Raw genomic sequence first — 25,912 nt, forward strand, 5'->3', positions numbered from 1 at the left:
CCGGGGCTCATCAGTTTCCGAGTTTCAGTTTCAGGCGCAAGCCCTATGGATTGTCACTTTCGGAGCGTCTTCGCCGTGCCGGTTCCTATATTCGTTGCGAACAACATGGAACTGCGGTTTGACGCCCTTGGCGCGGAGTTCCGCCGCGATCGCGTTGGCCTGCTTTTGCCTCTGTGATCTTGGCTTCTTGCCGCCCGGAGGCGGTTCCACATGGTTCGGAACCGCCGTGGAACTTGTCTTTTCAGTCTTCTCGGTTCCGGTTCCATGTGCACCGTAGGCGATCAACGTTGCTGCCATGACGTTGAGCCCGATCGACTTGAGCAGAGCTTCGATCAAGCTGAGCGCCCAAGGCGGAACGCCCGTGGTGTCGGAGAGTGACGTTGGCGACGCCGGCAGCGGGTTAGCTTCCAACGTCGCTTTCGCCGCTGCAACGTCCGCCTCGTGCTTGGCTTCCGCCTCGTCGATAGCAGCCGTCAGTTCATGTTCCGCCGCCACGATGTCGGCCCGCCGATCTTCAGCGGCGGCAGCAATCGCCGCAGCCAGATCCGTGCGAGCCTTCGTCACTTCAGCCTGCTTCTGTTTGCACATGGTCATGCATCCGTCAGCAGCTTCTTTGTCAGCAACAAGCTGAGCAGCATCGAGAGCCCTTTGGGCGTCCCGAACGCGCTGGGATTCACCGCTGGCCTTGGCGTCGGCAAGGGCTTGTCTCGCCGCCGTCAGTCTCATCGTGGCCGGCGCTACATTCTCGATTTCTTTGAGATTCTCGGCAGCATCGGTGTGCTTCTGCATTTTCTCGCGGAGCGGTGCGGTTGCTTCGTCTTGTGTCGCAACCGATGTCTTCGCCGTCATGTAGAAGTTGTACCCTTCGCCGCACATCAAGCCGACGAGGATCATGGCCAGGAGGCGGCCAGAGCCTTTCCGACCGGCCCCGAGTGCACGGGCGCCAGCGAAGACGCTAACGCCGCCAGCAACTGCGAGAACGGCTGACGACGACAGATAAGCCGACATTCCCGGGCCGCTGTGGGCGATGGTCCAGTTGATGCCGGCGAAAAGCGCGCAACATCCGCCGAGCGTCGCGAGGTCTTCTGTGGTTTTGGGAAATCTCATCGGCTCGTCCCCTCTTCTTGATTGAAGAAGGGGATCAGCGTCAGCACCCCGACGAGCAACACCGGGGAGAGCGTGACGAGCAGTGGGATTAGGTTTAGAGTGTCCATTGGATTTTGGCCTTTCTAGCGAAGGTTGGAATCAAGGCCTCGTCCGGTGCTTCGAACCACCGTGCGGGGCCGCTTTGTTTTTGGGTATGCTTCGCCGTTCCTCTTTCGAGGTCCGTTTCGGGCTTGCTGGAGGTCCTACATCGTTAGCCGGTTCCGAAGGGGTGGAGACTTCGGAGACCTTTCCCGTTTCCCTTCTTTTGCGAACCTGTCGCTTCGGGGCGTTCGGGGCCGGGTTTTGTTCGGGCCAGCCCTTGCCGTCTGTCAATAAATGTAAGACAATTATAGACAGAACGCAAGAGGCTTGACGTAATTATTTGTCATACATATATTTACGACATGGAACAAATCGGAACGGATGACATGGTTGCGCGTAAATCGGGGCCTGGGCGGCCGTCTAAGCCCGCGTCGGAACGTCAGGCTCAAGTCGCTGTGCGGTTTCCTCCCGCCCTTCTGGCTGAGGTCGATGCGCTCGCCGCAAGCCGCCTAGACGCGCCGGACCGATCGAGCATCATCCGAGAGTTGGTCGCTGAAGCTCTGTCAGCACGGAAACAAAAGGGGCGGAAATAGATGGACGAGAAACTTCAGAAGGCCATCGAGGCATTCAAGCGCGGCGGCGGCCGATACGAGGACGCCCTCAAGGCCCTCAGCAGCGTCTACATCCCCAAACCGCGCGACGCTGAAGTGATCGCCTTCGCACAGCACAAGCTCGCCGGGCGGGCATTGAAGAAAGGCTCAGGCTGATGGACGACATCCTCCGAGCCTGTGACGACCTTGCCTTCGTCCGCATCGACGGCGATGACCTGCAGCGCTGGGCGGCCACGGCTCGCCGCTTGGAACCCGTTACGGATGTCGTTACGGCAACGGTTACCAATCTCCACGTCAATCGTTGCCAAGGGAGCTTGGCTCAGTGCGCGAACGCTGCCAGATTTGCGGCTGAGATTGCCTCGGAACCGGAGCGCACAATAACAGTGGCATTGGCCGAGGATTTCGAGCGGCACGTGATGCAAGGGCATTGAGCGGGAATGTTTTTTAGATCGGCAGCCCTGGCCCGAGACCCTGGCCCTAGTACCCGGCCCGACACCCTGCCCCGCGCCCCTGGCCTCAGTACCTGGCCCGAGACCCCGGACCCTATCCCTGCCCTTCGAAGCCATCCCACGTCGCGCCGGAAGCCATCCAGAAAGCCGACACCGATTTTCCGGCTCTGCCGTGAACCGGCAAACCCAGCCCGCCTACAAGCGGCGAAACTCCTACGGATCCTGCGTGAAACAGTCCCGGAGGCGAAAGGCTGCTGGCTAATCGTGGGCGACCTGGAGAAGTCTTATCGGGAAATAGCCGCGCAAGAAGAATGGCCGCTCCTGCGCTGGGCCGCGATCGGTTGCGAATTGGCCAAGCTGACGCCGCGAAAAACCGTCAAGCTCAACCGCAAAAAGCATGTGGCATACCGCCTGCGCTAAACGGTTTGTTGGTTTCATCGTTGGCATGAGCGTTTCCGGCCTCAAGCCAATGATTTGATTTCGCTAGCAATCCATCATCCAATGTTGATGCTGGCGGGCCCACCACATTTTTTGCGCCCAGCCGCCACACCCCCCTGCGCGCGATGGTTCCGGTTCGAGGTTTCTCCTCTCACCTCCCCTATTACGCGTCTGCTGAATTTCCTCCTGATCCATCTGTCAGCGCCCCATCGACGGAGCGCGCGGATGATCGCACGGCTCCGTCGTTTAACTGGTGGAGAGCTGACGTCGTGCGTCAGTAGTCGACGACGCCGTCCAAAGCGTAGTGCTTGATGGTCTTGCGGTTCTTGATCAGCTCATCGATCGACGGCTCGCTCTTCAGGGCGCGTTCGATCGCCAGCTTCATAGCCTTGTAGTTCGTATTGTAGAGATCTTTCTTGTCGAGTTCGGCGTGGTCGGCGCAGCGCGGGTCCAGCCAGATCGTCACGACGATGCAGATCTCATCGACGATCGCCTTCGGAATAATTCCCTCAGCGACGCTATCGACGACGGCATCAGCGATCGCGGCCTGCACGACACCGCCGAGCAGTTCGACATACTCGCCGGAGGCGATCGTCACCTTCGTCGTCATCATGGTGGCCGGACGCGCCATCTGGTTGAGATCGCGTATTGCGAAAAACCGGGTGTGGCCGACGCTCTGACCCATCATGCTGGCGAATGCATGCCCCACTGGGCCGTTGACCGAACCGATCAGCACCTCGGGCATAGCATCAGTGTACTGACCCGGAGCTGCGAGTACAGTCGCCTCACCGGCCTTGAAAATAATATCGCTCATGCATTCCTCTCTTGATGGTTCCATTTCAGCCTGCGATCGGTGGACTGGATCAGCCTCAAACGATGCGCCCGGTCACCGCTTTCTTAGCTTGCAACCAACCGGCCGCCACGAAGAAAATCGAACAATAGAGTTGCGCCGCACCGACACCTGATGGTGTCACGCTCAGTTCAGCGCGGGCGGCAGATGCTGAGCTGCCGTGGTTTCAATTGGTCTGCACGGCTGGCGATTAATCTGATCGTTAATTTAAAACAATCATCACTTCGAATTGGCATACGGCGAAATAATCGCCGATCTTTCTGACAGCGCAGGTTCATCTCCCACGGTTGGTGCTCACTCCAATGGCCATTTTTGGACTTTTCGACATGCCTCGTTCCAGCAACGCAGTTTTGGGCCTCGTAGGCGCGGCGGTGCTCATCGCTCTATCGACATCGCAGGTGTGCCGCGCCGACAGCGCGGCGCCTGCGCCAGCCAAGGACCATCAAACGCCTTGGGTCGTACCGGACATCGACAAGCTGCCGGATAATGATTGGGGCCGCACCGTGCGTCACGGTCGCGATCTCATCGCCAAAACATCCTCGCTAATCGGCCCCGAAGTCAAAGATCCGGCGCACCGTTTCGCCGGCAACAACCTCAATTGCCAAAGCTGCCATATCAATGCCGGCACGAAGCAGTTCGGATTGGCGCTGGTCGGCGTTTATGCCGATTTTCCGAATTATCGAAAGCGGTCGGGCAGCGTCGGCTCGATGGAAGATCGCATTCAAGGCTGCATGCAGCGCAGCATGAACGGCAAAGCACTTCCCGAGGACGGACCGGAAATGATCGCGATGCTCTCCTATCTGAGGTTTTTGTCAGATGGCATTCCGGTTGGCGCAAAAACGTTCGGGCGCGGCACCGGCGCTATGCCCGAACTCAATCGCGCCGCCGATCCCGTCCGCGGCAAGACGATCTACGCGAACATGTGCGCCGCTTGTCACGGCGCCGACGGCCTGGGTCAGCGCGTCGGCAAAGTCGGCGATGCAAAGGGCTATATCTTCCCGCCGCTTTGGGGGCCTGACAGCTACAACGACGGCGCCGGCATGGACAGGCTGATCGACGCCGCCAACTTCATTCACAACAACATGCCAGCGGGTACGACGTGGAAAAATCCAACGCTGAAGCCTGAGGATGCGTGGGACGTCGCCGCCTACATCGACACGCAACCTCGGCCGCAAAAAGCGCATCTCAGTCGCGATTTTCCGAACCGGCTGCAAAAGCCCATCGACACGCCCTATGGGCCTTATGCGGACGATCTGCCGGAGAGCGAGCACAAGCTTGGGCCGTTCGGGCCGATCATCGACGCCGACAAAAAGCTCAAGGACGACGCGAAGCACTAGCTTCCCCCAGCCCTTCGGCGCGTTCGCGCTCCGAGTGGCCTCACATGAAGACCCGGAGTTGAAAATGACCATGACCGGCAGACGACAGGCGTTACAGGCAATCGGCCTGGCGCTAGCTGCGGCCTCAGTCGGAGGCCTCACACGCGAAGCCGACGCCGCTGCACCCAATGACATTCCAGCGGGCGCGTCGGCTCTCGCAGACCTCACCGACAGGCTCGCCAAGGCTCCGCGCCGCCGTGACTTCAAAACCGTGCCGATGATCCTCGATCATTCCGATCAATGGGATGACGAGGCTCTGAAGGAAGTCCTCGCCTACAAGCCCATCACCAAGCAGGCCTGGGACGTGACGGACATCGCAGGCCCTTGGCTCAATGTGATGCGCAATTCCATCAATGCGCAGGTCTGGTCATTCAAGCATCCGGATTTTCTGGTCGTTTCGGCAACGCACGGCTCGGCGCATTACGCGCTCTACGATCAGGAGATGTGGGACAAATATCAGTTTGCGAAGATCGTCGGCAAAGGCTTCGAGAAGAACACGCTGATCCTCGATAAGCCCGCAGCGTCCGCCAATTCTGCCGACTATGAAAGCCCGACGGGCGTGTTCTCCCCGCTGAACAACTCGATCCCGGCCCTGCAAAGGCGCGGCGCCGTTTTCATGTCGTGCCACAACGCCATCTGGGAGCAGGCGACCAAGCTGCACGAAAAAGGCGTTAATCCCGACAAGCTTGAAGTCGATGCGCTCGCGGCCGAGCTAACGAACCATCTGATCCCCGGCGTGGTTCTGATTCCCGGCGCCGTCGCGACACTTCCTGAACTGCAGCAAGCGGGGTTCCACTATGCGCGCTAATTCCATCGTTAAAGCGGTTTTCGGAGCAGGCATCGCCGGAGCAGTGGCTCTGGGTGCAATGTCAGCACAGAGCGCCGAGCAAAACGCACCGAATATTTTCCCGCCTTGGCAGCACGGCTTCAACAACGACGCGACCGACCGCGGCTTCGAATTCACCGTACCGCAGGTCGATAACCTTGCTGATTTCCACGGCAGCGTCACCGATCCCAAGCTCGTGCTCTACGTCGGCGGCAACTACTTCTTCGCCATGGCGCCACTGGTGCATCAGTTCGAGCAAGCGCATCCGGAATTCAAAGGCCGGATCTATTGGGAGACGCTGCCGCCGGGGCTTCTCGTGCATCAAATCAAGGCGCACGGCGTCGTCACCTCGGGAAACATGACGTGGACTGCAAAACCGGATGCGTATTTCGCCGGACTTGTTGCCGTCAAGCGGCTCGTCGATGACGGCACGCTAGCCGGTCCTCCGGTTCCTTACGTCAAGAACACGCTGACGATCATGGTCCCCAAGGACAATCCTGGACACGTCTCTGGACTTGCGGATCTCGGGCGGGCGGGCTTGCGCATTGCGATGCCGAACCCGGAATTCGAGGGCGTGGCGCGGCAGATCAAGGCGTCGCTGAAAAAAGCTGGCGGCGAGGCGCTCGAAAAGAAGGTCTACGAAACGAAGGTCGCCAATGGTGGCACAATTTTAACGCACATCCATCACCGGCAGACGCCACTGTTCCTGATGCAGGGTCACGTCGATGCCGGCGTGACGTGGCTGTCGGAAGCGATGTTCCAGGAGCAAGTCGGAAACCCGATTACGAACGTCGTCATTCCAACGGATCAGAACACAACTGCGACTTACGCCGGAGCGATGGTCAAGGGCGCCGCCCACCCAGAAGCGGCCAAGATGTGGCTCGACTTTATCCGCTCACCTTCAGCACTGAAGATTTTTGAAAAGTACGGCTTCACGCCCGCTTGAGCGGAGGCATTGAGCGTCAGGACATTGAAGGCAGCGCGCTTAAAACCGCGCACTGCCTTTGACGCTGATGCTGCTGAGGCTCGTATCTTCGGCGTAATGGCCGTCGTACTGCAGGCTCAGCGTTGCGCCGTGCATATTGATGAGATCAACGCCAGCGCTCACATCCGCAAAGAGCGTATCGAGCTTGGTGGCCGTCGTGAAGCCAGCAACGTCTGGCGCGTCGGCAAAATTGGTGTTGAGAAGAAACTGATCCGTGTCCTGCCACGTCAAACCCGCCCTTACGAACGGACGGATCGTTACGAAATTGTGGACGTTCTTCTCGCTGCCGAATTCGATGCCCGGCGACACGCTGACGACCGTATCGCTTTTTCCAGCAACCGCCAGCGCCGCTCCGCCGCCGTCATTTTCAGTGAAGCCGTCGAGCGAGACATTGGTGATCGCTGCATCGACCAGCGGCTTCACATAATAGTTGTCGTGTTGGAAGGAATAGCCGGCGTGCAACTGGCCCGACACGTAGTTGATATCGTTTTTGGAATGCGCCGCGCTGCTGAAGTCACCGAACAGCATGGTACGGTCGGTGTCGAAAGTGCTCCAGCCGCCAGTGACGCCCGCTGCAAACAGCCACTGGCCAGGATTGTATTTGATGATGCCGCCGACGTTGGCGCGGTCGCCTTCGCTCGTTGCGACACCGCTCGAAAGGGAAACGCTATCGTAGCCGGCAGCGAAACCGAGCCGCCAATCCGGCGCGAGGGCAATCTGGCCGCCTGCGGAGAACGAGCCCGTCGTCGCGTGCGCGCCAATGTCTTCGGATGTGCGGTCGAAATCGGAGAAGCGCGCACGGGCACGAACCCACAGACACTGGCCTTCGCGCGCGATCGACACGCCCTGCTGCCCGGCGACCTTGCAGCTCATCAGATCGTTGGCGAACTGCTGACTCCCGTAAAGTGTTTCAACAAGGCCGTAGTTGTAGATCTCAGGCGACAATTGATTGAGTGCGCCGGCCAGTTCTTTTTGGTCGGATGCGCCCGCCAGCGCATTGGTGACCGTCGTCAGAGCACCGGCGTCCATGGCCGCATTGATCGAGGTGACCATCGCGCTCTGGTTGCGGTTGAGCGATGCGAACGACAACGCATTCGGTCCGAGGTAGATCAGGCTTACGTCATCGATGGCGAATTCGCCGTACGAGCCGGACACCCAATCCGCATCGAACAACACCTGCGCGGAACCGGCATCAAGTTTTACAACCGACGTAGATTCCTTCAGGTCATTGCCGGTGATATCCGACCGTGAAAAAACGGTAATCCCAGCAACTTTGGCGGTGAGTGACCACGTGTCTCCTGCCATCGCCGCATAATAAAACTGGAATTGATATTTGCCGCTTTTAGTCAGCGTTACGTCCTGGCTAAGCGTTGCACCGCCGGAGTAGGGATTGGCGAAATAATTGCCGCTGTGCGCGGGCATGCCACCTAGGCCGTCGGGCAAGACGTCTATCGCACCGGCCGTTTCCCAGTCCGAAAGCCCACTTTCGAAGCTCGGGTTCTGGATTAAATTTTCCGTCGAAACAGGCTCCGCCAATGCAGTCATAGGCAGCATTGCCAGCATGACGAATGTAGCAACGGCAGCGGGGAGTGACAGGGACCGCGGAAGGCGCGGCGTCCGAGAGAAAGAGGCGCCACTTGTCCGATCTGCCATCTGCGTCATCATTCCAATTTCGGTATTCCAATTGTCGGGCGCATCGACGTCCAGACGCTCCTGACCTATGTTCAGTTAGCCGATTCGGCACATTGCTCTAAGGCTCGGTGCGGGAGACTGTGGATTATTGAGTCTTTGATGCATGTTCGCCACGCAAGCCCATAGAAGATTTGGATAAATACAATCCGCCCACGCCCATTTGATACCTCAATAAATCGGCCGTATTTGCCTTCCAGAAGCGGCTCCGAAACGTCGGCGATGGCTTGCGCGTTTCGGTTTGGGCAAACAGCGGCAATCCGCTTTAGGGAGACGGCACCCGCCGCCTGATGGACACGCAATCCTCGCAAACCGAACCGCAAACGCTTTGGCGCCATTCGCCGCTGCAGTACTTCCTGTGGGGACGCGGTTTTTCGAAATTCGCTTCGCAGATATTGACGGTTGCAGTCGGCTGGCAGGTCTATGACCTGACGAGCAGCGCGTTCGACCTCGGCATGGTCGGCCTCGTGCAGTTCCTGCCGACGGCCATTCTGGTGTTCGTGGCCGGGCACGCTTCCGACCGGTACGACCGCAAGCGCGTCATTCAGCTTTGCCAGATCGTCGAGGCGACGGCGGCGGTTTTTCTGGCTTGGGGCAGCTACGAGGGCTGGATTACGGTGCCGCAAATCTTCGTGGCTGTCGCCGTGTTCGGCGTCGCGGGCGCATTCGAAAGTCCAGCGACGGCGGCGCTGCTTCCGGGCGTTGCGCCGAACGGCTTACTGCAGAAGGCGACGGCGCTCTCGACCGGCGTTTTTCAGTTCGCGGCGATCAGCGGACCCGCAATCGGCGGCCTCGCCTATGGCATTTCGCCTGCCGTGCCTTACGTCATCATGACCGTGTTCTGGATTATTGCGTCAGTGCTTAATGGCGCCATCGTACTCGACCGGCCGGTCGCGCCGCGCGAATCGCCGACCGCCGGCGCGCTGTTTGCGGGTGCGCATTTCGTCAGAAACAATCCGGCGATCCTTGGCACGATCTCGCTTGATCTCTTCGCGGTGTTACTGGGCGGCGCGTCGGCATTGCTGCCGATTTATGCGCGCGACATCCTGCACACCGGACCTTGGGGTCTCGGCATGCTGCGCGGTGCGCAAGCCATCGGCGCTTTGATCATGACCGGCATTCTGGCGCGCCATGCGATTACAAAGTACGTCGGCATGCGCATGTTCCAAGCTGTGATCGTGTTCGGGATCGCGACTGTCGTGTTCGCGCTTTCGAAAGAGGTCTGGCTATCGGTTCTCGCCCTCGCCGTGATGGGTGCAGCCGATACGATCAGCGTCGTCATTCGCGTGTCGCTGGTGCAGTTGGCAACGCCCGACGACATGCGTGGGCGCGTCGGTGCGGTAAACTTCCTGTTCATCAACGCCTCGAACCAGCTGGGTGAATTCGAGAGCGGAATGACGGCGGCTTTGCTCGGCGCGGTCCCCGCGGCCGTTCTCGGCGGGCTCGGTACGATTGCGGTGGCGCTGATCTGGATGAAGCTCTTTCCCGTGCTGCGCAACCTGCAGCGCCTGGAATGAAGGTCAATCAGCTTTCGAGACAATCACGCGAGATCTGGTCGATGGTGCGAACACCCGCGAGCGCCATCGTGACATCGAGTTCCTTGGCGATGAGATCAATGGCTTTGGTCACACCTGTTTCCCCTGCCGCGCAAAGCCCGTAAAGATAGCTGCGGCCCAGCCAACATGCGCGAGCACCAAGCGCGAGGGCGCGGAACACGTCCTGGCCGGAGCGAATGCCGCCATCGAAATGCACTTCCACGTCGTCGCCGACTGCATCGATGATGCGCGGCAACATTGAGATCGACGAGGCCGCGCCATCGAGCTGGCGGCCACCGTGGTTGGAAACGACGATCGCCGACGCACCGCTTTTGACGGCCATCCGCGCATCGTCGGCGTCCATGATGCTTTTGATGATGAGCTTGCCGGGCCATTGCTCACGAATCCAGGCGACGTCGTTCCACGACAGCGCCTGGTCGAACTGGCTGTTGATCCAGTCCATATAGGAGAGAAGATTTTCGGTGCCGGGAATGCGCCCGGCGACGTTGCCGAAGGTCTTGCGCTTGCCCATCAGCACGTTCGCGATCCAGGCAGGTTTCGACGCGATGCGACCAATCGTTTTGAGCTTGATGCGAGGCGGAACGGTCATGCCGCTGCGCACGTCGCGATGACGTTGGCCGAGCACCTGAAGATCGACCGTCAAAACCAATGCGCTGCAATTCGCCTTACGCGCACGCGCAATGAGATCGGCCACGAAGCCGCGATCCTTCATGAAGTAGAGCTGAAACCAGAACGGCTTCGAGACGGCTTCGGCCACGTCTTCAATGGAGCAGATCGAGAGCGTGCTCAGGGTGTAGGGAATACCGGCCTTCTCGGCGGCGCGTGCCGCAGCGATCTCGCCGTCACGATAGGCCATACCGCTGAGACCAACCGGCCCCAACACAAGCGGCAAAGGCTGCGTCTCACCCAGCACTGTCTGGATTTGATTGCGATTGGCGGCGCCTGCCAAGACGCGCTGGCGGATCTTGATGTTCTGAAGATCGCGAAGATTGGCGACGAGCGTCGTTTCGGAATACGAGCCCGACTCGTAATAGCCCATGAAATCGCTTGGAACGCGCCGGTGCGCCAAACGCCGGAGATCGTCGATGCAAGCTACCGATTTAAGGGCCGCGGAGGCTGATCGAAGCACGTCAGCAACTCACTACCAGCATCAAATCAGCATTCGGCTTCGCTGACGGAGATGACAACGCCGGAATGCACCGATTTAAGCTGACGAACATCGTCAAGCGCTTCCGCCCAGACGTTGCAGGGTCCGGCCAAACGGATTTCACCCCGCGTGCGCGACAGTGGCGTTGGACCGAAGCCGATGGAAATTGCGTCGCCTTCCGGCCAAAAAACAATGTCACCGGCTTTGACGGTGACACGGGCATCAGGCTCGGCTGCTGAACTGACCGGAGCGTCGAAATAGATTTCACCGCCCCAAGTCCGCGCCGCAGACTCGATGGGCAGTGCGGCCCATATCCGTTCGGCCGTAGGCGTGTCGAGCAGCCTTGCGCGAATGGCAACACTCCCGGCCCGGATCACGATCTTTCGCATACCGCACAAATCCCGATCAGCACTTCGCGACCGGGATGAGAATGCGGCCGCAATGGGGAAGTCTCTCATCGAGAACCGCAGTCAGCAAGCCTTTTACGGGTCTCGAACGCGAACAAAATGTCCTGCGCGCTCGAAAATCGCGCAGGATTTGCCGTTTGCGCGGCGCAATGTGTTTATTGCGATTGCGAAAGACGGCCGCGCCTGGCGTCATTTGGCAACGGCCGAATTGCAATGCGATCACTTCGGCGCAGGTCCGAACACCAGCGAGGTGTTCAAGCCGCCGAACGCGAGCGAGTTCGACATCGTATAGCCGAGCTTCATTTCGCGGCCGACGTTCGGGATATAGTCGAGATCGCAGCCTTCGCCGGGCTCATCGAGACCAATAGTCGGCGGCGCCCAGTTTTCGCGCATCGCCATGATCGTCGCGACGGCTTCGATACCGCCGCCCGCACCGAGCGGATGGCCGTGCATCGACTTCGTCGACGAAATGGCGAGCTTGTAGGCGTAATCGCCGAAGACGTTCTTGATCGCCTTCGTCTCGTTGAGATCGTTGTCGGCGGTCGCCGTGCCGTGCGCGTTCAGATAGTCAATCTGCTCGGGCGTGATGCCGGCATCTGCAAGCGCATCCTTCATGGCGACGCTCGGGCCTTCGACCGTCGGCTTCACCATGTCCTGGCTATCGGACGCCATGCCATAGCCGCAGAGTTCGGCGAGGATCGTTGCACCGCGGGCCTGGGCATGTTCGAGGCTTTCAAGCACGAGAACGCCCGCGCCATCGGCAAGAACGGTACCGTTACGCTTCTTCGCGAACGGGAAGCAGCCTTCGGGGGAGAGCACGTGCAGCGCCTGCCAGGCTTTCATCGTGCCGTAGTTGATGACGGATTCAGACGCTCCGACGAGAGCGACGTCGACCATGCCGTCACGAATGTAATCTCGGCCGATACCGATCGCGTGCGTCGCTGTCGAGCAAGCCGAGCAGGTTGCGAATGTCGGGCCTTTGACGCCGAATTCGATGCCGACGTGGGCCGCAGCCGACGAACCGATGATACGCAAAAGCGTGAGCGGATGCGTGGCGCGCTTGTTGTGAATGAAGAGATCGCGATAGGCGGTCTCAAACGTCGTCAGACCGCCCGCGCCCGAACCGATGATGCATGCCGCGCGATACGGATCGACGAGCGGCATTTCGAGGCCTGCCATCTTCACGGCTTCGTCTGCAGCAGCGGCGGCGAACCAGGAGTAGCGGTCAGCGAGGGTGATGATCCGGTCGCGCTTGAAGTGCTTCAGGCGCTGCTTGGGATCGAATCCTTTGATCTGAGCGGCGATCAGAATTTTGAGATCGTCGACTGGAAAGCCTTCCAGTTCACTGACACCCGATTTGCCGGCCTTAATACCAGCCCAGAAATCGGGAACGTTCTGCCCGATCGGAGTTACGACTCCGAGACCCGTGACGACGACACGGCGTCCCGGCTTACTATTCGACATCATCAATCTTTCTTGCCTAGCGAATGCGCGGAAACCCCCGGTAGGGGGTTCCGGCCTTCACATATTTAATTTCGACAGAAGATCGCTCGCGGCCATTAAGCCTTGGCTGCGGAAGCCTGCTTTTCGGCAATCAACGACTTCACGCGATCAACGACTGAGCCGACAGTCTTGAACGCTTCGACTTCTTCATTGGCGTTGTATGGGATCTCAATCCCGAAGCCATCTTCAATGTCGAAAACGATCATAGCAAGATCAAGTGACTCGATCTTGAGATCTGTAAGCTGGGTGTCGAGCGAGATATCGTCGCGCGGCTCCTTCATATGCTTCTTGAGGATTTCAATAACCTTAGTCGCGACTTCGTCCATCGGCCTCTCCCACCCTCGCAATCCCTGCGACGGGCCAGTTTTGCTTGGCATCTACTAAATCAAGAGCCCTTGATCAGCAAGCGGGGGGGTCACTTATCCTTAAACAACCGCGAAGTCTAGGTACGGACCGTCGCGCTTGCCCCCTCGTCGCCGACCTCGACCGCTCGCTGCCTCATCGACAGGTGTTTACATGAGCGATCAAGCGCTAGCGTTGGCCGCCGAAAATTGTCTAATATTCGCGCGTCCCTTGCTGGTTACTGCACGGTTTAAGACATCTTCAGCGAAGGTCAACGCGATCCGGATAAAATAAAATCGAGTGACCGGACAGACCATGACAGCAGAAGCCACCTCACCTGTGTCCCAGATGTCGCCCCGGTGGGTCGATCATTACCCGGCAGGCATCGATTGGCGCATGCCAATCCCCAAGGGGACCGTGCCCGGACTGCTGGACGAGGCCGCCGCCCGCTACCCCCAAAACCCCGCCATCGGCTTTCTGGGCCGCTCCACGTCCTATTCGGATCTAGCGGCCGAGGTCGACCGTGTGGCTGCCGGCTTGCAACGGATCGGAGTAAAACGGGGCACCAAAGTTGGGCTTTTTCTGCCGAATACCCCGACTTTTATTGTGTATTATTTTGGGATACTCAAAGCGGGTGGAACCGTCGTCAACTTCAATCCTCTTTATACTGTCGAAGAGCTGACGTTCCAGGCCAGGGACAGTGAGACGGAGATCATGGTTACCCATGATCTGGCCCTGCTGTTCTCCAAGATCGAGGCTTTGCTGCAAGCCAGCGTCATTTCGCGCGCCATCGTCGTGCCGTTCGCCAGCGTGCTTTCGCCGCTGAAATCTGTGCTGTTCCGGATTTTCAAGCGCAAGGACATCGCCAACGTCACGCGCTCGCCCAGCGCGGCGCGGGTGGTCGACGGCCTCGAACTGGCCGCGACGCGAACTCCGTTGTCGCCCGTTGCTATCGACCCCGACAACGATATCGCCGTTCTACAGTACACCGGCGGCACGACCGGCACGCCCAAGGGCGCCATGCTCACGCACGCCAATATCGTTGCGAACACCAAGCAGGTCGTGGCCTGGGGCACCGTTCTGAAGCCCGGCGAGGAGTGCGTGCTCGGCGCCCTGCCCCTGTTTCACGTCTTCGCCATGACGGTCGTCATGACGGTCGGCATCGAGCTGGCCGCCAAAATCGTGCTCATTCCCCGCTTCCAGCTGATCGAGACGCTGAAGCTGATCAACAGCGAAAAGCCTACGATGATGCCGGTCGTGCCGACGATTCTAACGGCGATGCTCAATTTCGAGCACATCAAGTCGTACAATCTTTCGTCGCTCAAATTCTGCCTTTCGGGCGGCGCACCGCTGCCGCTTGAGACGAAACTCAAATTCGAGGCCATGGCGGCCGGATCGACAAAGGTCGTGGAAGGCTACGGGCTTTCCGAGACGTCGCCGGTCTTGACGGCCAATCCGCTCGACGGCGCCCCGGTTTCGGGCTCCATCGGCATGCCGCTTCCGGGCACCATGATTTCGCTGCGAAGTCTGGATGACCCGACGAAAGAGGTTGCGCAGGGCGAACGCGGGGAACTTTGCGCCAAAGGGCCGCAGGTCATGAAGGGCTACTGGAACCGCCCGGAGGAAACCGCGAAGCAGTTCGTCGGCGACTTTTTGCGAACCGGCGACGTCGCGGTGATGGACGAGAACGGCTATTTCGCCATCGTCGACCGCATCAAGGATCTCATTATCTGCTCGGGCTTCAACGTTTATCCGCGGCGCGTGGAGGAGGCGATTTATGCGCACCCCGCCGTCGAGGAAGTGACCGTCATCGGCATTCCCGACCCCTACCGCGGCGAAGCGCCGAAGGCGTTCGTCAAATTGAAGGCCGGCATGACGGCGACGGCACCGGAGATGCTCGAATTCCTGAAAGCCAAAATCTCGAAGATCGAAATGCCAGCGGCTATTGAGTTCCGCGACAGCCTGCCGAAGACCATGATCGGCAAGCTGTCCAAAAAGGAGTTGACCGCCGAGGAAGCCCAGCGCGGCAAATCGGCATGACGGTCAAAACCGCTCCGCTCGCGCGCACCGAAGCGCTCCAACGCGAGAATCCGCGCGAGGCTGCGGCTTATTCGATTTCGGCGCTGGCGAAGGAATTCGGGATCACGACGCGCACCATCCGCTTTTACGAGAGCCGCGGCTTGATCTCGCCGCAGCGGATCGGCACGACGCGGAAATATTCCAAGCGCGACCGGGCGCGGCTTATGCTTATCCTGCGCGGTCGAAACCTCGGGTTCACCGTCGAAGACGTCAGCGAATATCTATCGCTTTACGATTCCGATCCGGGGCAATTAGCGCAGACGCGGCTGCTGCTCGACAAGGTGACGGACGCGATCGACGATCTTGAGACGAAACGGCGCGACATCGAGCGGTCGCTGGCCGATCTCAACGAAATCCGCGCGCGTTGCGATGCACATCTGAAAGCGCGCGAACGTTAGATTCTCGTTGTCGCGTATGGCCTGCTTTAGGCCGAGGATCCATTTCGATGCTCGTGCGGATGCTCGATGGATCCACGGGACGAGCCCGACGACGACAGTATTGCAAATCCATCGAGCTTGCGGCGCTAGCGATAAAGGTCCGCGCGGGTTGGCGGGAGCATGGGCGTGCGTTTCGCGGACTTCGACGCGAGCGTTTGAAATAGCCGCAGCGTGCCCCGCGAGAACGCGAGGCTGACGCCTGCGAGATATGCGACCCAGATGCGATACTTCTCCTCACCCACGTACTGAATCGCCTGGTCCTTGTTTTCCGTCAGTCGCTCGCACCAGAGCTGGCACGTGCGCGCGTAATGCAGCCGCCAGCCTTCGACGTCGTGCACTTCGAAGCCCGCGCGCTCCATGGCGGAGATCGAGTGGCCGATGTCGTCCAGTTCGCCGCCGGGAAAGATGTATTTGGCGATGGCCTTTTTCTCCGGTCGCATGCGGCCTTTGAAAAAACCCGGCTTGTGCTTCGGCGCACGGCGCGAAATGGCGTGATTGAGGAACAGGCCGTCGTCGCTCAAAAGCGAGCGCACCTTCTGCATATACGTCGGGATGTTCTTAAGTCCGATATGCTCGTACATGCCGATGGAGGCGATCTTGTCGAACTTGCCGGTCAGTTTCGAATAGTCCGACAGTTCGAACGTCACGCGGTCGGCGATGCCGAGACGCTTGGCCTTCTCACGTGCGAACGCAAGCTGCTCTTCCGAGAGCGTCACGCCATGTGCGGTGACGCCGAAGTTCTGCACGGCATGACACAGCAGGCCACCCCAGCCCGCGCCGATGTCGAGCATTCGGTCGCCGGGCTTCAGACGCAGCTTCCGGCAGATCATCTCCAGCTTGTCGTGCTGGGCCTGTGCGATGTCGTTCGACCAATCCGTGTAGTAGGCACACGAGTAGACCATCTCGGGATCGAGAAAGAGCGCGTAGAAATCGTTCGACAGGTCGTAGTGAAACTGAATGTAGGCCTTGTTGTCGGCGGTCTTGCGGTTCTTGCCGGTGATCTCGCCCTCAAAGCCGTGTGCGTCCCGCGCTTCCGATGGTTTCGCGAACAGGAACGGCGAGAGTTTCAGTGCGAGACTCGCGATCTCGCCCGGCTTCAGCTTCACGCCCTTGCGGCCGTCCTGTAGGCCCTTGCCGAAATCGACGAGCGTGCCGCCGGAGAAGTCGATGCCCTTCTCGACGTATTGGCGAATGATGGAATCGAGCGACGGGCGGCGCAGGATCGCACCGATCACGCCGGGGTCGCGGATCGAGATTTCGAAGTTCGATTGCGGCGCTTTGCTGAGCGGCAGGCGCGTGCCGTCCCATAGCCGCACCCAGCCATCGACGTCCAAACGCTCCGCCAGACTGCGGACAAGCGTGCGCGCGGCTTCGAGTTGCTTATCGTCTTTCGCGCCCATTCGTCCCTTCCCTCGCGATCGGTGGCCGCGAGGGACATAGCGCATCGGAGGCCGAGAGTCTTCCCGTCAGGGCCTCAGGCGGCCTGGGCTTCGATAGTCATTGGGGATTCCATGATTGCCGTCACGCCCATACCACCAGCCGTGCAGACCGAAATGAGCCCGCGTCCGCCTTTCGTTGACAGGAGTTTGGCCATATTCGCGACGATCCGAGCGCCCGTCGCGGCGAACGGATGGCCGAACGCGAGGGATGAGCCTTTGACGTTGAGCTTCGCGCGGTCGATCGAGCCGAGCGGCGTGTCCTTGCCCATGTGCTTCTTGCAGTAAGCCGGGTCCTCCCAGGCTTTCAGCGTGCACAGCACCTGCGCGGCGAACGCTTCGTGGATTTCATAGAAATCGAAATCCTGTAGCGTGAGGCCCGCACGGTCGAGCATCTTGGAGACAGCGATGGTCGGCGCCATCAGCAGGCCGTCGCCGCCCACGAAGTTGTTGCCGATGTGCTGGCCGTAGGTGATGTAGGCTTGAATCGGCAGATTGCGCGCTTTCGCCCATTCTTCGGACGCGAGCAGAACGCTAGCCGCGCCGTCGGTCAGCGGCGTCGAGTTGCCGGCCGTCAGCGTGCCGCGATCCGATTTCTCGAAAGCGTTTTTCAGCGATGCGAGTTTTTCGAGTGTGATGTCAGGGCGCAGGTTATTGTCGCGATAGACGCCCGCGAAGGGAATGACGAGGTCATCCATGTAGCCTTCGTCGTAGGCAGCGACGCCCTTCCGGTGGCTTTCGAACGCGAGCTGATCCTGGTCTGCGCGCGGGATATGCCACTCCTGTGCCATCAGTTCGCAATGCTGGCCCATCGACAAGCCCGTGCGGGGCTCAGACACGGCGGGCGGCTGCGGCGCGAGTTCTGCGGGCGACAGGCCCTTGAAGGCCTTCACCTTGTCCATTGCCGATTTGCCCTGCTGGGCGGAGATGAGGCGCTTGGAAAATTTCTTCGTGAAGACGATCGGCGCGTCCGACGTCGTGTCGGAACCGACGGAGATCGCGCTTTCGATTTCGCCCGTTGCGATCTTGGCCGCAGACATCAGCGCCGATTGCAGTGACGTTCCGCAGGCCTGAATCAGCGTGACGCCGGGCGTCGAAGGGGCGAGCTTGGTCGAAAGAACGGCTTCGCGCGCGAGATTGAAATCCTTCGAGTGCGTGACGACCGCGCCGCCGACGACTTCGTCAATATGCTGGCCCTTGAGGCCATAGCGATCGACGAGCCCATTCAACGCACCTGCCATCATGTCGAGGTTCGACTGGTCGGCGTAAAACGTGTTCGAACGGCAGAACGGAATGCGAGTACCGCCGATCACCGCAACGCGCCGAAGTTCTCTTACCATCTCATTTCTCCAGTATCCCTCTCGCGCGTAGGAACGGGGAGAGGGAATAAAATATTACTCAGCAGCGGCGGCTTGCGTCGCGGACGACGGGCTTTTTGCGGCGAGGTTTTTCTTGTAGTGCAGCGGGCCGCCGCGGAAGGGGGCGAATCCGGTGCCGAAGATCATGCCGGCATCGACGAGGTCGGCGGTTTCAACGACGCCCTCCTCCAGCGACTTCTGCGCTTCGTCGATCATCGGCGCGACGAGATCGCGGCCCAACGAGTCGAGTTCAGCTTTGGTGTATTTCTTGTCGGATTTGACGGGCTTGCCGTCCTTCCAGATGTAGAAGCCCTCGCCCGTTTTTTTGCCGAGACGACCGGACGCCACAAGGCGATCGAGGCGCGAGCCTTCGCTCGACTGGCCGAGAATTTTCGCGACATGGGCGCAGATATCGAGACCGACGTTATCGGCCAATTCAATCGGTCCCATCGGCATGCCGAAGATGCGCGCTGCCTCGTCGATCTTCTCCTTGTCTTCGCCCTGCTCCAGTCGCGTCATCGCGGCGAACATGTACGGCGTCAGCACCTTGTTGACGAGGAAGCCCGGCACGTCTTTCGTTATCAGCGGGAACTTGTCGATGGATGTGACGAAGGCTGCGCCCTTCTTCACTTCATCGTCGCGCGTATTCGTTCCGCGCACGACTTCGACCAGCGGCATCTGCGCGACGGGCGAGAAGAAGTGCAGGCCGATGAGGCGGCCGGGATCTTTCAGCGGTGCAGCGATGTCTTCGAGCTTCAGCGACGACGTATTCGTCGCGAGCACAGCGCCGGGCTTGATCCTGGTTTCGAGATCGGCAAACAGCTTCTGTTTGATGTCGAGCCGCTCGACGATCGCTTCGATGATCACATCGGCGTGGGCGACGCCCTTGCCTTCCGGATCGGCAATAAGGCGAGCCTTGGCCGCGTCGCGCGTCGCCTTGGTCTTGAACTTCTTGGCGAACAGTTTGCCCTGAGCCTTGATGCCCTTTTCGAGTTGTTCGGGCGAAATATCCTGCAGCGTCACTTCCATGCCCGAGGCAACGCAGACGCCTGCAATGTCGGCGCCCATGGTGCCTGCTCCGATGACGTGCACGCGGCTCGGACGCCACTTCAGCCCGCGCGGGGCCTGGCCTTTCAGAAGTTCGGTCAGGCGGAAGACACGGCGAAGGTTTTTCGATGTGTCCGACATCATCAGCGGCGCGAAGGCTTTCGTTTCCTCGCGCTTCATGGTCTGGAGGTCGCCGCCGTATTTTTCGAACAGGTCGATCAGGCGGAACGGCGCGGGATAGTGATCCTCGCGGACTTTCTTTGCCGTCTCCTGACGCATCTTGCCTGCGAGGAAGCCGCGCGCCGGCCATTTCGCCAGCAGCGCCTTCGCTGCGCCCGCCGATTTCGACTTGCGATTTTGCAGCACCGCCTTGCGCGCCGCCCAATGCAATTCGCCGGGGCTGCCGACGAGCTGATCGAGGAAGCCCTGTGCCTTTGCAACAGTCGCGCGGATCATGCCGCCCGTCAGCATCGCCTGCATCGCGGCCATCGGGCCGGCTTGCTTGATCGACCGCGCCGTGCCGTTGAAGCCGGGGAAGATGCCGAGCTTCACTTCAGGGAAGCCGACGCGAGTTGAATCATCGCGGGTGGCGATGCGGTAGTGGCAGGCGAGGATCAGTTCCAGGCCGCCGCCGACGCAGACACCGTGGATCGCGGCGACAACTGGGACAGGCAGCTTCTCGATGCGCTCAAAGAGTTCGTTCACCGGCTTCAACGCCGAGATCACGTCCTGCTCGCTGGTGAAGGTTTCGAACTCGCGGATGTCGGCGCCGACGACGAAGCCGCGATCCTTGCCCGACATGATGACGAGGCCGCGGATTTTCTTGGACGCGGCATCGGCTTCAGCCCGCGTGATGATCGCCGCCAGTTCTTCGATCGGACGGCGGCCGAGCGAATTCATGCTCTCGCCTTCGCGATCGAATATGGCCCAGGCAATGTCCTCGCCGTCGACCCAGTAACGCCAGTCCTTGAGATCGAGAATGCTCGGCTCAGCCGCAAATTCCGTCATCGTTCGTCACCTCAACACAAATAGGATGCGGTAGCGGTCATTCCGCTGCCAGGCTCTCGGCGCCACGAACGTTGTGGCCGAGCGTCACGTAATTTGGTTTTACTTCCGCCGGATCGAAATGGTCGACCGCGATGACACGCGCGACAAGCCGTTCGACCTCGCGAAGCTGTTCGGCTTCCGCCTCGGTGATCACAGCCTTGGCGACCGCTTCGGCAAACCAGTCGTTGCCATGATAGCGGCGCACGACGCCGTCGCGGATGGCCTTTTCGAGCTTTTTCTCGATGGGCTCGGCGGCGATCACCTTTTCCAGGGTCACTTCCAGGATACCGGTCGGGTCGTTGACGTCCTTCGAGACGTAGATATCGCGCGTCAGGCGGTCGCGAACTTCGCCCGGCTGCAAGGCGTGGCGCGCAACCCGATGCCCCAGCGTATCGGAGGCGGGTTTTCGACGGCGGCCGAGTGGGAAGACGACAGCGCGCATCAGCGGCCGCGCCCAGCGAACCGGGAAATTGTCGATGACGCCGCTCATGGCTTCCTGGAAGCGATGGAGCGCATTTTCGGCGGCCAGCTGGACGATCAACTCGTCACCCTCGGGGCGACCATCATCTTCGTAGCGCTTCAAAGTGGCCGACAGCAGGTAAAGCTCGGAGAGCGCGTCGGCCATGCGGCCGGTGATCTTCTGCTTGATCTTCAGACCGCCGCCCAGAAGCGCGACCGTCATATCCGCGACGAAGGCATAGGAGCGGCTGGCGCGGCCAAGCTGGCGATACCAGTCGGACATGCGCAGCGCATGATCCGGCGCCTTCACGAAAGCGCCGCCGGTGACGTTGTGCACGAACGCGCCTGTCGCGTTCGATAGCGAAAAGGCGATGTGATTGTTGAAGGCGTTTTCGAAATCGTCGAGCCCGCGCTTCTTGTCGGGGTTCTGGGCCGCCTGCACTTCCTTATAGAGATAGGGATGCGAGCGCAGCGCACCTTGCGCAAAGGTGATGAGCGTGCGCGTGAGAATGTTCGCGCCTTCGACGGTGATGCCGACCGGAACCATCTGATACGCCGATTGCAGATAGTTCGCGGGGCCGTCGCAGATGCCGCGGCCTCCGTGAATATCCATCGCGTCGTTGACGGCGCGGCGGAGCTTCTCCGTCGTCTGGTATTTCATCATCGCGGAGATGACCGACGGCTTCTCGCCGCGTGAGACCATCGCAGCGGTCATCGCGCGACCGGCTTCGTTGACATAGGCCGTCTCGATCATACGGACGAGCGCTTCCTCGATGCCCTCCATGCGCGAGACCGGCAGGCCGAACTGCTTGCGGATGCGGGCATAAGCTGACGTCACACGCAGCATCATCTTGGCGCCGGCCGTCCCGGACGACGGAAGCGAAATCGCGCGGCCGGCGGAAAGGCATTCCATCAGCATGCGCCAGCCGTTGCCGGCCATCTTGTCGCCACCGATGACCCAATCCATCGGGATGAAAACATCGTTGCCCCAGTTGGGGCCGTTCGGAAAGGCGGCGCCGGATGGCAGATGGCGGCGGCCAATGTTGATGCCGGGATGATCGGCCGGGATCAGCGCCAGTGTGATGCCGACGTCCTCGCCTTTGCCGAGCAGGTTGTCCTTGTCGAACAGTCGGAATGCGAGGCCGACGAGCGTCGCCTTGGGTCCGAGCGTGATGTAGCGCTTATCCCACGACAGGTTGATGCCGAGCGTATCCTGGCCTTTGTAGCTGCCGCGCGTGACGTAACCCACATCGCGCATCGTAGCGGCATCGGAGCCGGACGTCGGGCCGGTCAGCGAGAAGCACGGCACTTCCTCACCCTTGGCGAGGCGCGGCAGGTAATAGTGCTTCTGCTCGTCGGTACCGTATTTCTCGATGAGTTCGCCCGGCCCAAGAGAGTTCGGCACCATGACGATCGTGACGACGTCGGGCGAACGCGAGGCGATCTTGCCGAGGATCAGCGATTGCGCCTGCGCAGAGAATCCGAGGCCGCCGTGCTCCTTCGAGATCAGCATGCCGAGGAAGCCGTTCCTCTTGACGAAATCCCAGATCTCGTCCGGCACATCGTGCAGCGTATGGCGCACCTGCCAGTCGTCGATCATACGGCAGAGGTCTTCGGTCGGGCCGTCGAGGAAGGCGCGCTCTTCGGGCGTCAGTTCGATCGGCGGCACAGATTTGAGCTTGTCCCAGTCGGGGGTGCCGGAAAAAAGTTCGGCGTCGAAGCCGACGGTTCCTGCTTCGAGGGCCTGTGCTTCGGTGTCGGAGACGCGCGGCAGAATTTTTCGGATCTGGGCGAAGACCGGCGCGATGATGAGGCTGCGGCGCACAGCCGGGATCGACAGCACGGCCAGCGCCACGAACGGCAGCCACGCGGTCCAAGAGACGAGACCAATATGGCCGTCCGTCGCGAGCAGCGTCCAGGCGCCGACGGCGGCCGCCCAGCCCCAGAGGGGCGCTCGTACCATTCCCAGCGCCAAAACAGCGGCAAAAGCCACCAGGATCAGAACAATGGGTGCCATTTCCGTGCCTCCCGAACAGGGCTGCCGCTAGGCGATCAGTCTCAGCGCGCCCTATCATCCGTTGACGTATACGTCAACTTGGGTCGCCCGCCGCCAGATGTCCAGGGCGAAGGCTTCCAGGGTCTATTCTGAGCCTAATTAATCACGTTTGTACGGCAGTCGCTAATCTTGCAGATACATAGGCCGTCCCTTCGGCCCGGCCAGATGCTGCGCGATAAAGCTTAAGGATTGCGGAAGTTGGGAAGCGTCACCTGCTGGGACGGTTCATCGAACAGGTCTTCGATGATGGTTTGATACCAGTCGGCGCTTTCCTCGTTCACCTGGCGGCGAAGCTCGGCGCTGTCGTCCGGCTTCGAGATGAAGCCGTCCTTGATCTCCAGGTATGCTTTTCCGTCTTTGGTTGCAGGCACATAGTCGCCGCCGATCTTGGCGCTGTTGTCGGGCGCGAGCATCGACCAGCAGGTGTTGCGGAAACGGCCGGCCGTTCTCGGCTTGCCCTGCAGGTCGGCGATCATGTCGTTGACGACGACGCCCGCCTGGCTAACTGCGGAATAGGCTGATTTCGGCATTTCGTTCGCAATTGCAGCATCGCCGAGCACGTAGACGTCTTTTGCCTTGGTCGACGTGAAATTCTCCGGATTGACCGGGCACCAGTCGCCCTCGGTCAAGCCGGCGCTCGCCGCGATGGCGCCCGCCTTCTGCGGCGGGATGATATTGGCGAGCGCGGCGCGTTCAGTCCGCCCGGCTTTCGTGGTGACGACGCCTGTCTTCGCATCGACTTTGATGACCGAGAAATCGTCAATCTCGTTGGTCAGATTGATCTCGACGATGTCCTTGTAATACTCGTTGAAGGCTTCCTCGAACACGGCTTGCTTGGAATAGGTTTTCTTGGCATCGAAAAGCACGAGCCGAGCCTTCGGCTTCTTCGTCTTCAGGAAATGCGCGATCATGCAGGCGCGCTCGTAGGGGCCCGGCGGACAGCGATACGGGTTCTGCGGTACGGCCATGACGACGAGGCCGCCGTCAGGCAGCGCGAGCAGCTTTTCCTTCAGAAGCCACGTCTGCGGGCCGCCCTGCCACGCGTGAGGCATGATTTTGGCGGCTTCGGGCGAATAGCCTTCGATAGCATCCCATTTGAAATCGATGCCCGGAGCGACGACGAGGCGGTCATACGTCAGCGTCGGGCCCTTGGCGAGCGTCACCTTTTTTGCCACCGTGTCGATGCCGGTCGCGGTGTCGGTCAGAACCGTGATGCCGCGCTTTTTCACGCCCTCATAATCATGCGTGATGGATTTGAAGGTGCGGAAGCCGCCGAGATACAGGTTCGAATAAAAGCAGGTTGTATATTTTACCTTGGGCTCGATCAGCGTGATGTCGAGAGTAGCGTCGGCCGACTTGAGGCGATTGGCGACGGCCGCGCCGCCGGGTCCACCACCGATGACGACGATCTTCGCAGGGCCAGCGGCCAATGCCGGACGCGGCAGCTCGATCAAGACGGCAACACCGACGCCCGCCGCCAATCCATTGAATTCACGGCGTGTAATACCGGTCATTCCCCGCCCCCAGATTTGGCCTGATGCTGGTGCGCCGACATGCGCCCTCTTTTCGTTCTTAACGGCCATTTTGACCGAGATTTGCCACGGGCAGCGGGGCATGTCAGGAAAATAAATCGTAAGGTTAGGCGTCCGGCGAACCCCATTCCTATATATCGAACAGCAATCAAGGCGATTTGAGGCAGGCTGGCTTGCGTGACCGGATCGACATTGCCGTCTTAAGCCGCCGGACGTTCGTCATCGCCGGAGCGGTGGCAGCTGGGCTGGCGCCGTTCATCGCACGCGCCAACGAGGACGCCGGCGCATCCGACGCATTCGTGCCGAGCCAGGACTTCAAGGACGATTTCGCGCGCATCGTCGGCAGCGCCAAGCCGATCGAGGGCAAGATCAGCGTCGATCTTCCCGAGACGGCGGACAACGGCAATTTCGTGCCGATTACCATCGTGGTCGACAGCCCGATGACGGACGCCGATCACGTCAAAGCCATTCACATTCTTTCGACCGCAAACCCGCATGCGCATGTCGCAACGTTTCATTTGTCGCCGGTAAATGCGGTCGCGCGTGTGCAGAGCCGAATGCGGCTTGCGAAGACGCAGGACGTGATCGTGCTGGCTGAGCTTTCCGGCGGCGACATGCTGGTGTCGACGACCCGCGTAAAAGTGCTCATCGGCGGCTGCGGGATCTAGGGAGCGAACTTAATGGCTGCCACAGGCCCCCGCATCAAGCTGCCCGACACGATCAAAGCCGGTGATGTCATCGAGGTGAAGACGCTCATTCGCCATGTCATGGAAACGGGCAACCGCCACGACAAAAACGGCAAATCAATCCCGCGCGATATCATCAACACGTTCATTGCGAAATTCGACGGCCAACAGGTTTTCCGCGCCGAGTTCGGGCCGGGCATTTCGGCGAACCCTTATCTCGCATTTCAGTTGCGCATTTCAGGCCCCGGCACGATCGAGATCGCCTGGATCGACGATGACGGCGTGACTGTTGCTGCGACAGCCCCGGTGATGATTTCTTGATTGGTGCCGGGCGACTCCCTTCCGGGGAGCCGGCCGCCGGGCAAGAACTCTTTCGTCATGCCGACGAAGGTCGGCACCCAGTCAAGC

The 25,912-nt window shown here is 60.3% G+C and carries 23 protein-coding genes; 11 read left to right on the forward strand and 12 right to left on the reverse strand.

Features of this window, described 5'->3' with window-relative positions:
* Positions 1 to 30: 30 nt before the first annotated feature.
* Complete coding sequence (locus RLW41_RS21355; protein WP_414462793.1) at positions 31 to 1,107, reverse strand: hypothetical protein; 1,077 nt, start codon at positions 1,105 to 1,107, stop codon at positions 31 to 33.
* 674 nt (positions 1,108 to 1,781) lie between these two features.
* Between RLW41_RS21355 and RLW41_RS21360 the strand changes: the two genes are divergently transcribed.
* The 3 genes from RLW41_RS21360 to RLW41_RS21370 all read left to right on the forward strand — a co-directional run bounded on the left by RLW41_RS21360 (position 1,782) and on the right by RLW41_RS21370 (position 2,668).
* The gene (locus tag RLW41_RS21360; RefSeq protein WP_414462794.1) at positions 1,782 to 1,955 is read left to right on the forward strand and encodes a hypothetical protein; all 174 of its coding nucleotides are present in this window, start codon (positions 1,782 to 1,784) and stop codon (positions 1,953 to 1,955) included.
* Positions 1,955 to 2,230, forward strand: a complete 276-nt coding sequence (locus tag RLW41_RS21365) for a hypothetical protein (RefSeq protein WP_414462795.1) — start codon at positions 1,955 to 1,957, stop codon at positions 2,228 to 2,230. The genes RLW41_RS21360 and RLW41_RS21365 overlap by 1 nt, the downstream gene beginning before the upstream one ends.
* A gap of 282 nt (positions 2,231 to 2,512) precedes the next feature.
* Positions 2,513 to 2,668 carry a hypothetical protein gene (locus RLW41_RS21370; RefSeq protein WP_414462796.1) on the forward strand — a complete coding sequence of 52 codons (156 nt, stop codon included), beginning with the start codon at positions 2,513 to 2,515 and terminating at the stop codon, positions 2,666 to 2,668.
* A gap of 292 nt (positions 2,669 to 2,960) precedes the next feature.
* On the opposite strand, the gene fae is transcribed toward RLW41_RS21370, so the two are convergent.
* Entirely contained in the window at positions 2,961 to 3,500 is a 540-nt protein-coding gene (fae, locus tag RLW41_RS21375) for a formaldehyde-activating enzyme (RefSeq protein WP_409559983.1), read from the reverse strand.
* Positions 3,501 to 3,862: 362 nt separating this feature from the next.
* Here fae and RLW41_RS21380 point away from each other — a divergent pair, with 362 nt between their 5' ends.
* The 3 genes from RLW41_RS21380 to RLW41_RS21390 all read left to right on the forward strand — a co-directional run bounded on the left by RLW41_RS21380 (position 3,863) and on the right by RLW41_RS21390 (position 6,684).
* The gene (locus RLW41_RS21380; protein WP_414462797.1) at positions 3,863 to 4,873 is read left to right on the forward strand and encodes a c-type cytochrome; all 1,011 of its coding nucleotides are present in this window, start codon (positions 3,863 to 3,865) and stop codon (positions 4,871 to 4,873) included.
* A gap of 70 nt (positions 4,874 to 4,943) precedes the next feature.
* Complete coding sequence (locus RLW41_RS21385; RefSeq protein WP_414462798.1) at positions 4,944 to 5,720, forward strand: transcriptional initiation protein Tat; 777 nt, start codon at positions 4,944 to 4,946, stop codon at positions 5,718 to 5,720.
* Complete coding sequence (locus tag RLW41_RS21390) at positions 5,710 to 6,684, forward strand: substrate-binding domain-containing protein (RefSeq protein ID WP_414462799.1); 975 nt, start codon at positions 5,710 to 5,712, stop codon at positions 6,682 to 6,684. Before RLW41_RS21385 ends, RLW41_RS21390 begins: the two co-directional genes overlap by 11 nt.
* Positions 6,685 to 6,723: 39 nt before the next feature.
* Here RLW41_RS21390 and RLW41_RS21395 read toward each other — a convergent pair whose 3' ends face one another.
* A complete protein-coding gene (locus RLW41_RS21395; RefSeq protein WP_414462800.1) occupies positions 6,724 to 8,268 on the reverse strand; it encodes an autotransporter domain-containing protein in 1,545 nt (514 codons plus the stop codon).
* A gap of 434 nt (positions 8,269 to 8,702) precedes the next feature.
* Here RLW41_RS21395 and RLW41_RS21400 point away from each other — a divergent pair, with 434 nt between their 5' ends.
* A complete protein-coding gene (locus tag RLW41_RS21400) occupies positions 8,703 to 9,929 on the forward strand; it encodes an MFS transporter (RefSeq protein WP_414462801.1) in 1,227 nt (408 codons plus the stop codon).
* A gap of 7 nt (positions 9,930 to 9,936) precedes the next feature.
* Here the strand turns inward: RLW41_RS21400 and RLW41_RS21405 are convergent, their stop codons facing one another.
* The 4 genes from RLW41_RS21405 to RLW41_RS21420 all read right to left on the reverse strand — a co-directional run bounded on the left by RLW41_RS21405 (position 9,937) and on the right by RLW41_RS21420 (position 13,351).
* On the reverse strand, positions 9,937 to 11,055 hold the full coding sequence (locus RLW41_RS21405) for an L-lactate dehydrogenase (protein WP_414464628.1): 1,119 nt from the start codon (positions 11,053 to 11,055) through the stop codon (positions 9,937 to 9,939).
* A 68-nt stretch (positions 11,056 to 11,123) separates the two neighbouring features.
* On the reverse strand, positions 11,124 to 11,504 hold the full coding sequence (locus tag RLW41_RS21410) for a cyclophilin-like fold protein (RefSeq protein ID WP_013947810.1): 381 nt from the start codon (positions 11,502 to 11,504) through the stop codon (positions 11,124 to 11,126).
* Between the two features lie 237 nt (positions 11,505 to 11,741).
* Positions 11,742 to 12,989, reverse strand: coding sequence for a beta-ketoacyl-[acyl-carrier-protein] synthase family protein (locus RLW41_RS21415; RefSeq protein WP_013947812.1), 1,248 nt, complete (start codon positions 12,987 to 12,989; stop codon positions 11,742 to 11,744).
* 92 nt (positions 12,990 to 13,081) lie between these two features.
* On the reverse strand, positions 13,082 to 13,351 hold the full coding sequence (locus tag RLW41_RS21420) for an acyl carrier protein (RefSeq protein WP_013947813.1): 270 nt from the start codon (positions 13,349 to 13,351) through the stop codon (positions 13,082 to 13,084).
* Positions 13,352 to 13,682: 331 nt separating this feature from the next.
* On the opposite strand from RLW41_RS21420, the gene RLW41_RS21425 reads away from it, so the two are divergent.
* Together RLW41_RS21425 and RLW41_RS21430 are read left to right on the forward strand one after the other, a co-directional pair.
* Positions 13,683 to 15,407 (forward strand): long-chain-fatty-acid--CoA ligase, encoded by a 1,725-nt coding sequence (locus RLW41_RS21425; RefSeq protein WP_414462802.1) that lies wholly within the window; start codon positions 13,683 to 13,685, stop codon positions 15,405 to 15,407.
* On the forward strand, positions 15,404 to 15,844 hold the full coding sequence (locus tag RLW41_RS21430) for a MerR family transcriptional regulator (protein ID WP_414462803.1): 441 nt from the start codon (positions 15,404 to 15,406) through the stop codon (positions 15,842 to 15,844). Before RLW41_RS21425 ends, RLW41_RS21430 begins: the two co-directional genes overlap by 4 nt.
* 125 nt (positions 15,845 to 15,969) lie before the next feature.
* Here the strand turns inward: RLW41_RS21430 and RLW41_RS21435 are convergent, their stop codons facing one another.
* From RLW41_RS21435 to RLW41_RS21455, 5 genes are all read right to left on the reverse strand, one after another.
* A complete protein-coding gene (locus RLW41_RS21435; RefSeq protein WP_414462804.1) occupies positions 15,970 to 17,283 on the reverse strand; it encodes a class I SAM-dependent methyltransferase in 1,314 nt (437 codons plus the stop codon).
* A gap of 74 nt (positions 17,284 to 17,357) precedes the next feature.
* Positions 17,358 to 18,659 carry an acetyl-CoA C-acetyltransferase gene (locus RLW41_RS21440; RefSeq protein WP_414462805.1) on the reverse strand — a complete coding sequence of 434 codons (1,302 nt, stop codon included), beginning with the start codon at positions 18,657 to 18,659 and terminating at the stop codon, positions 17,358 to 17,360.
* A 54-nt stretch (positions 18,660 to 18,713) separates the two neighbouring features.
* Complete coding sequence (locus tag RLW41_RS21445) at positions 18,714 to 20,732, reverse strand: 3-hydroxyacyl-CoA dehydrogenase NAD-binding domain-containing protein (protein ID WP_414462806.1); 2,019 nt, start codon at positions 20,730 to 20,732, stop codon at positions 18,714 to 18,716.
* A 37-nt stretch (positions 20,733 to 20,769) separates the two neighbouring features.
* Positions 20,770 to 23,247 carry an acyl-CoA dehydrogenase gene (locus tag RLW41_RS21450; RefSeq protein ID WP_414462807.1) on the reverse strand — a complete coding sequence of 826 codons (2,478 nt, stop codon included), beginning with the start codon at positions 23,245 to 23,247 and terminating at the stop codon, positions 20,770 to 20,772.
* Between the two features lie 221 nt (positions 23,248 to 23,468).
* Positions 23,469 to 24,800, reverse strand: a complete 1,332-nt coding sequence (locus tag RLW41_RS21455) for an FCSD flavin-binding domain-containing protein (RefSeq protein ID WP_414462808.1) — start codon at positions 24,798 to 24,800, stop codon at positions 23,469 to 23,471.
* A gap of 191 nt (positions 24,801 to 24,991) precedes the next feature.
* Between RLW41_RS21455 and RLW41_RS21460 the strand changes: the two genes are divergently transcribed.
* Positions 24,992 to 25,486 carry a thiosulfate oxidation carrier protein SoxY gene (locus RLW41_RS21460; RefSeq protein WP_414462809.1) on the forward strand — a complete coding sequence of 165 codons (495 nt, stop codon included), beginning with the start codon at positions 24,992 to 24,994 and terminating at the stop codon, positions 25,484 to 25,486.
* A 12-nt stretch (positions 25,487 to 25,498) separates the two neighbouring features.
* A complete protein-coding gene (gene soxZ, locus RLW41_RS21465; protein WP_414462810.1) occupies positions 25,499 to 25,825 on the forward strand; it encodes a thiosulfate oxidation carrier complex protein SoxZ in 327 nt (108 codons plus the stop codon).
* The last annotated feature ends 87 nt before the right edge of the window (positions 25,826 to 25,912 follow it).

The sequence above is a fragment of the Hyphomicrobium sp. DY-1 genome, assembly GCF_047497105.1.
Lineage (GTDB): Bacteria > Pseudomonadota > Alphaproteobacteria > Rhizobiales > Hyphomicrobiaceae > Hyphomicrobium_B.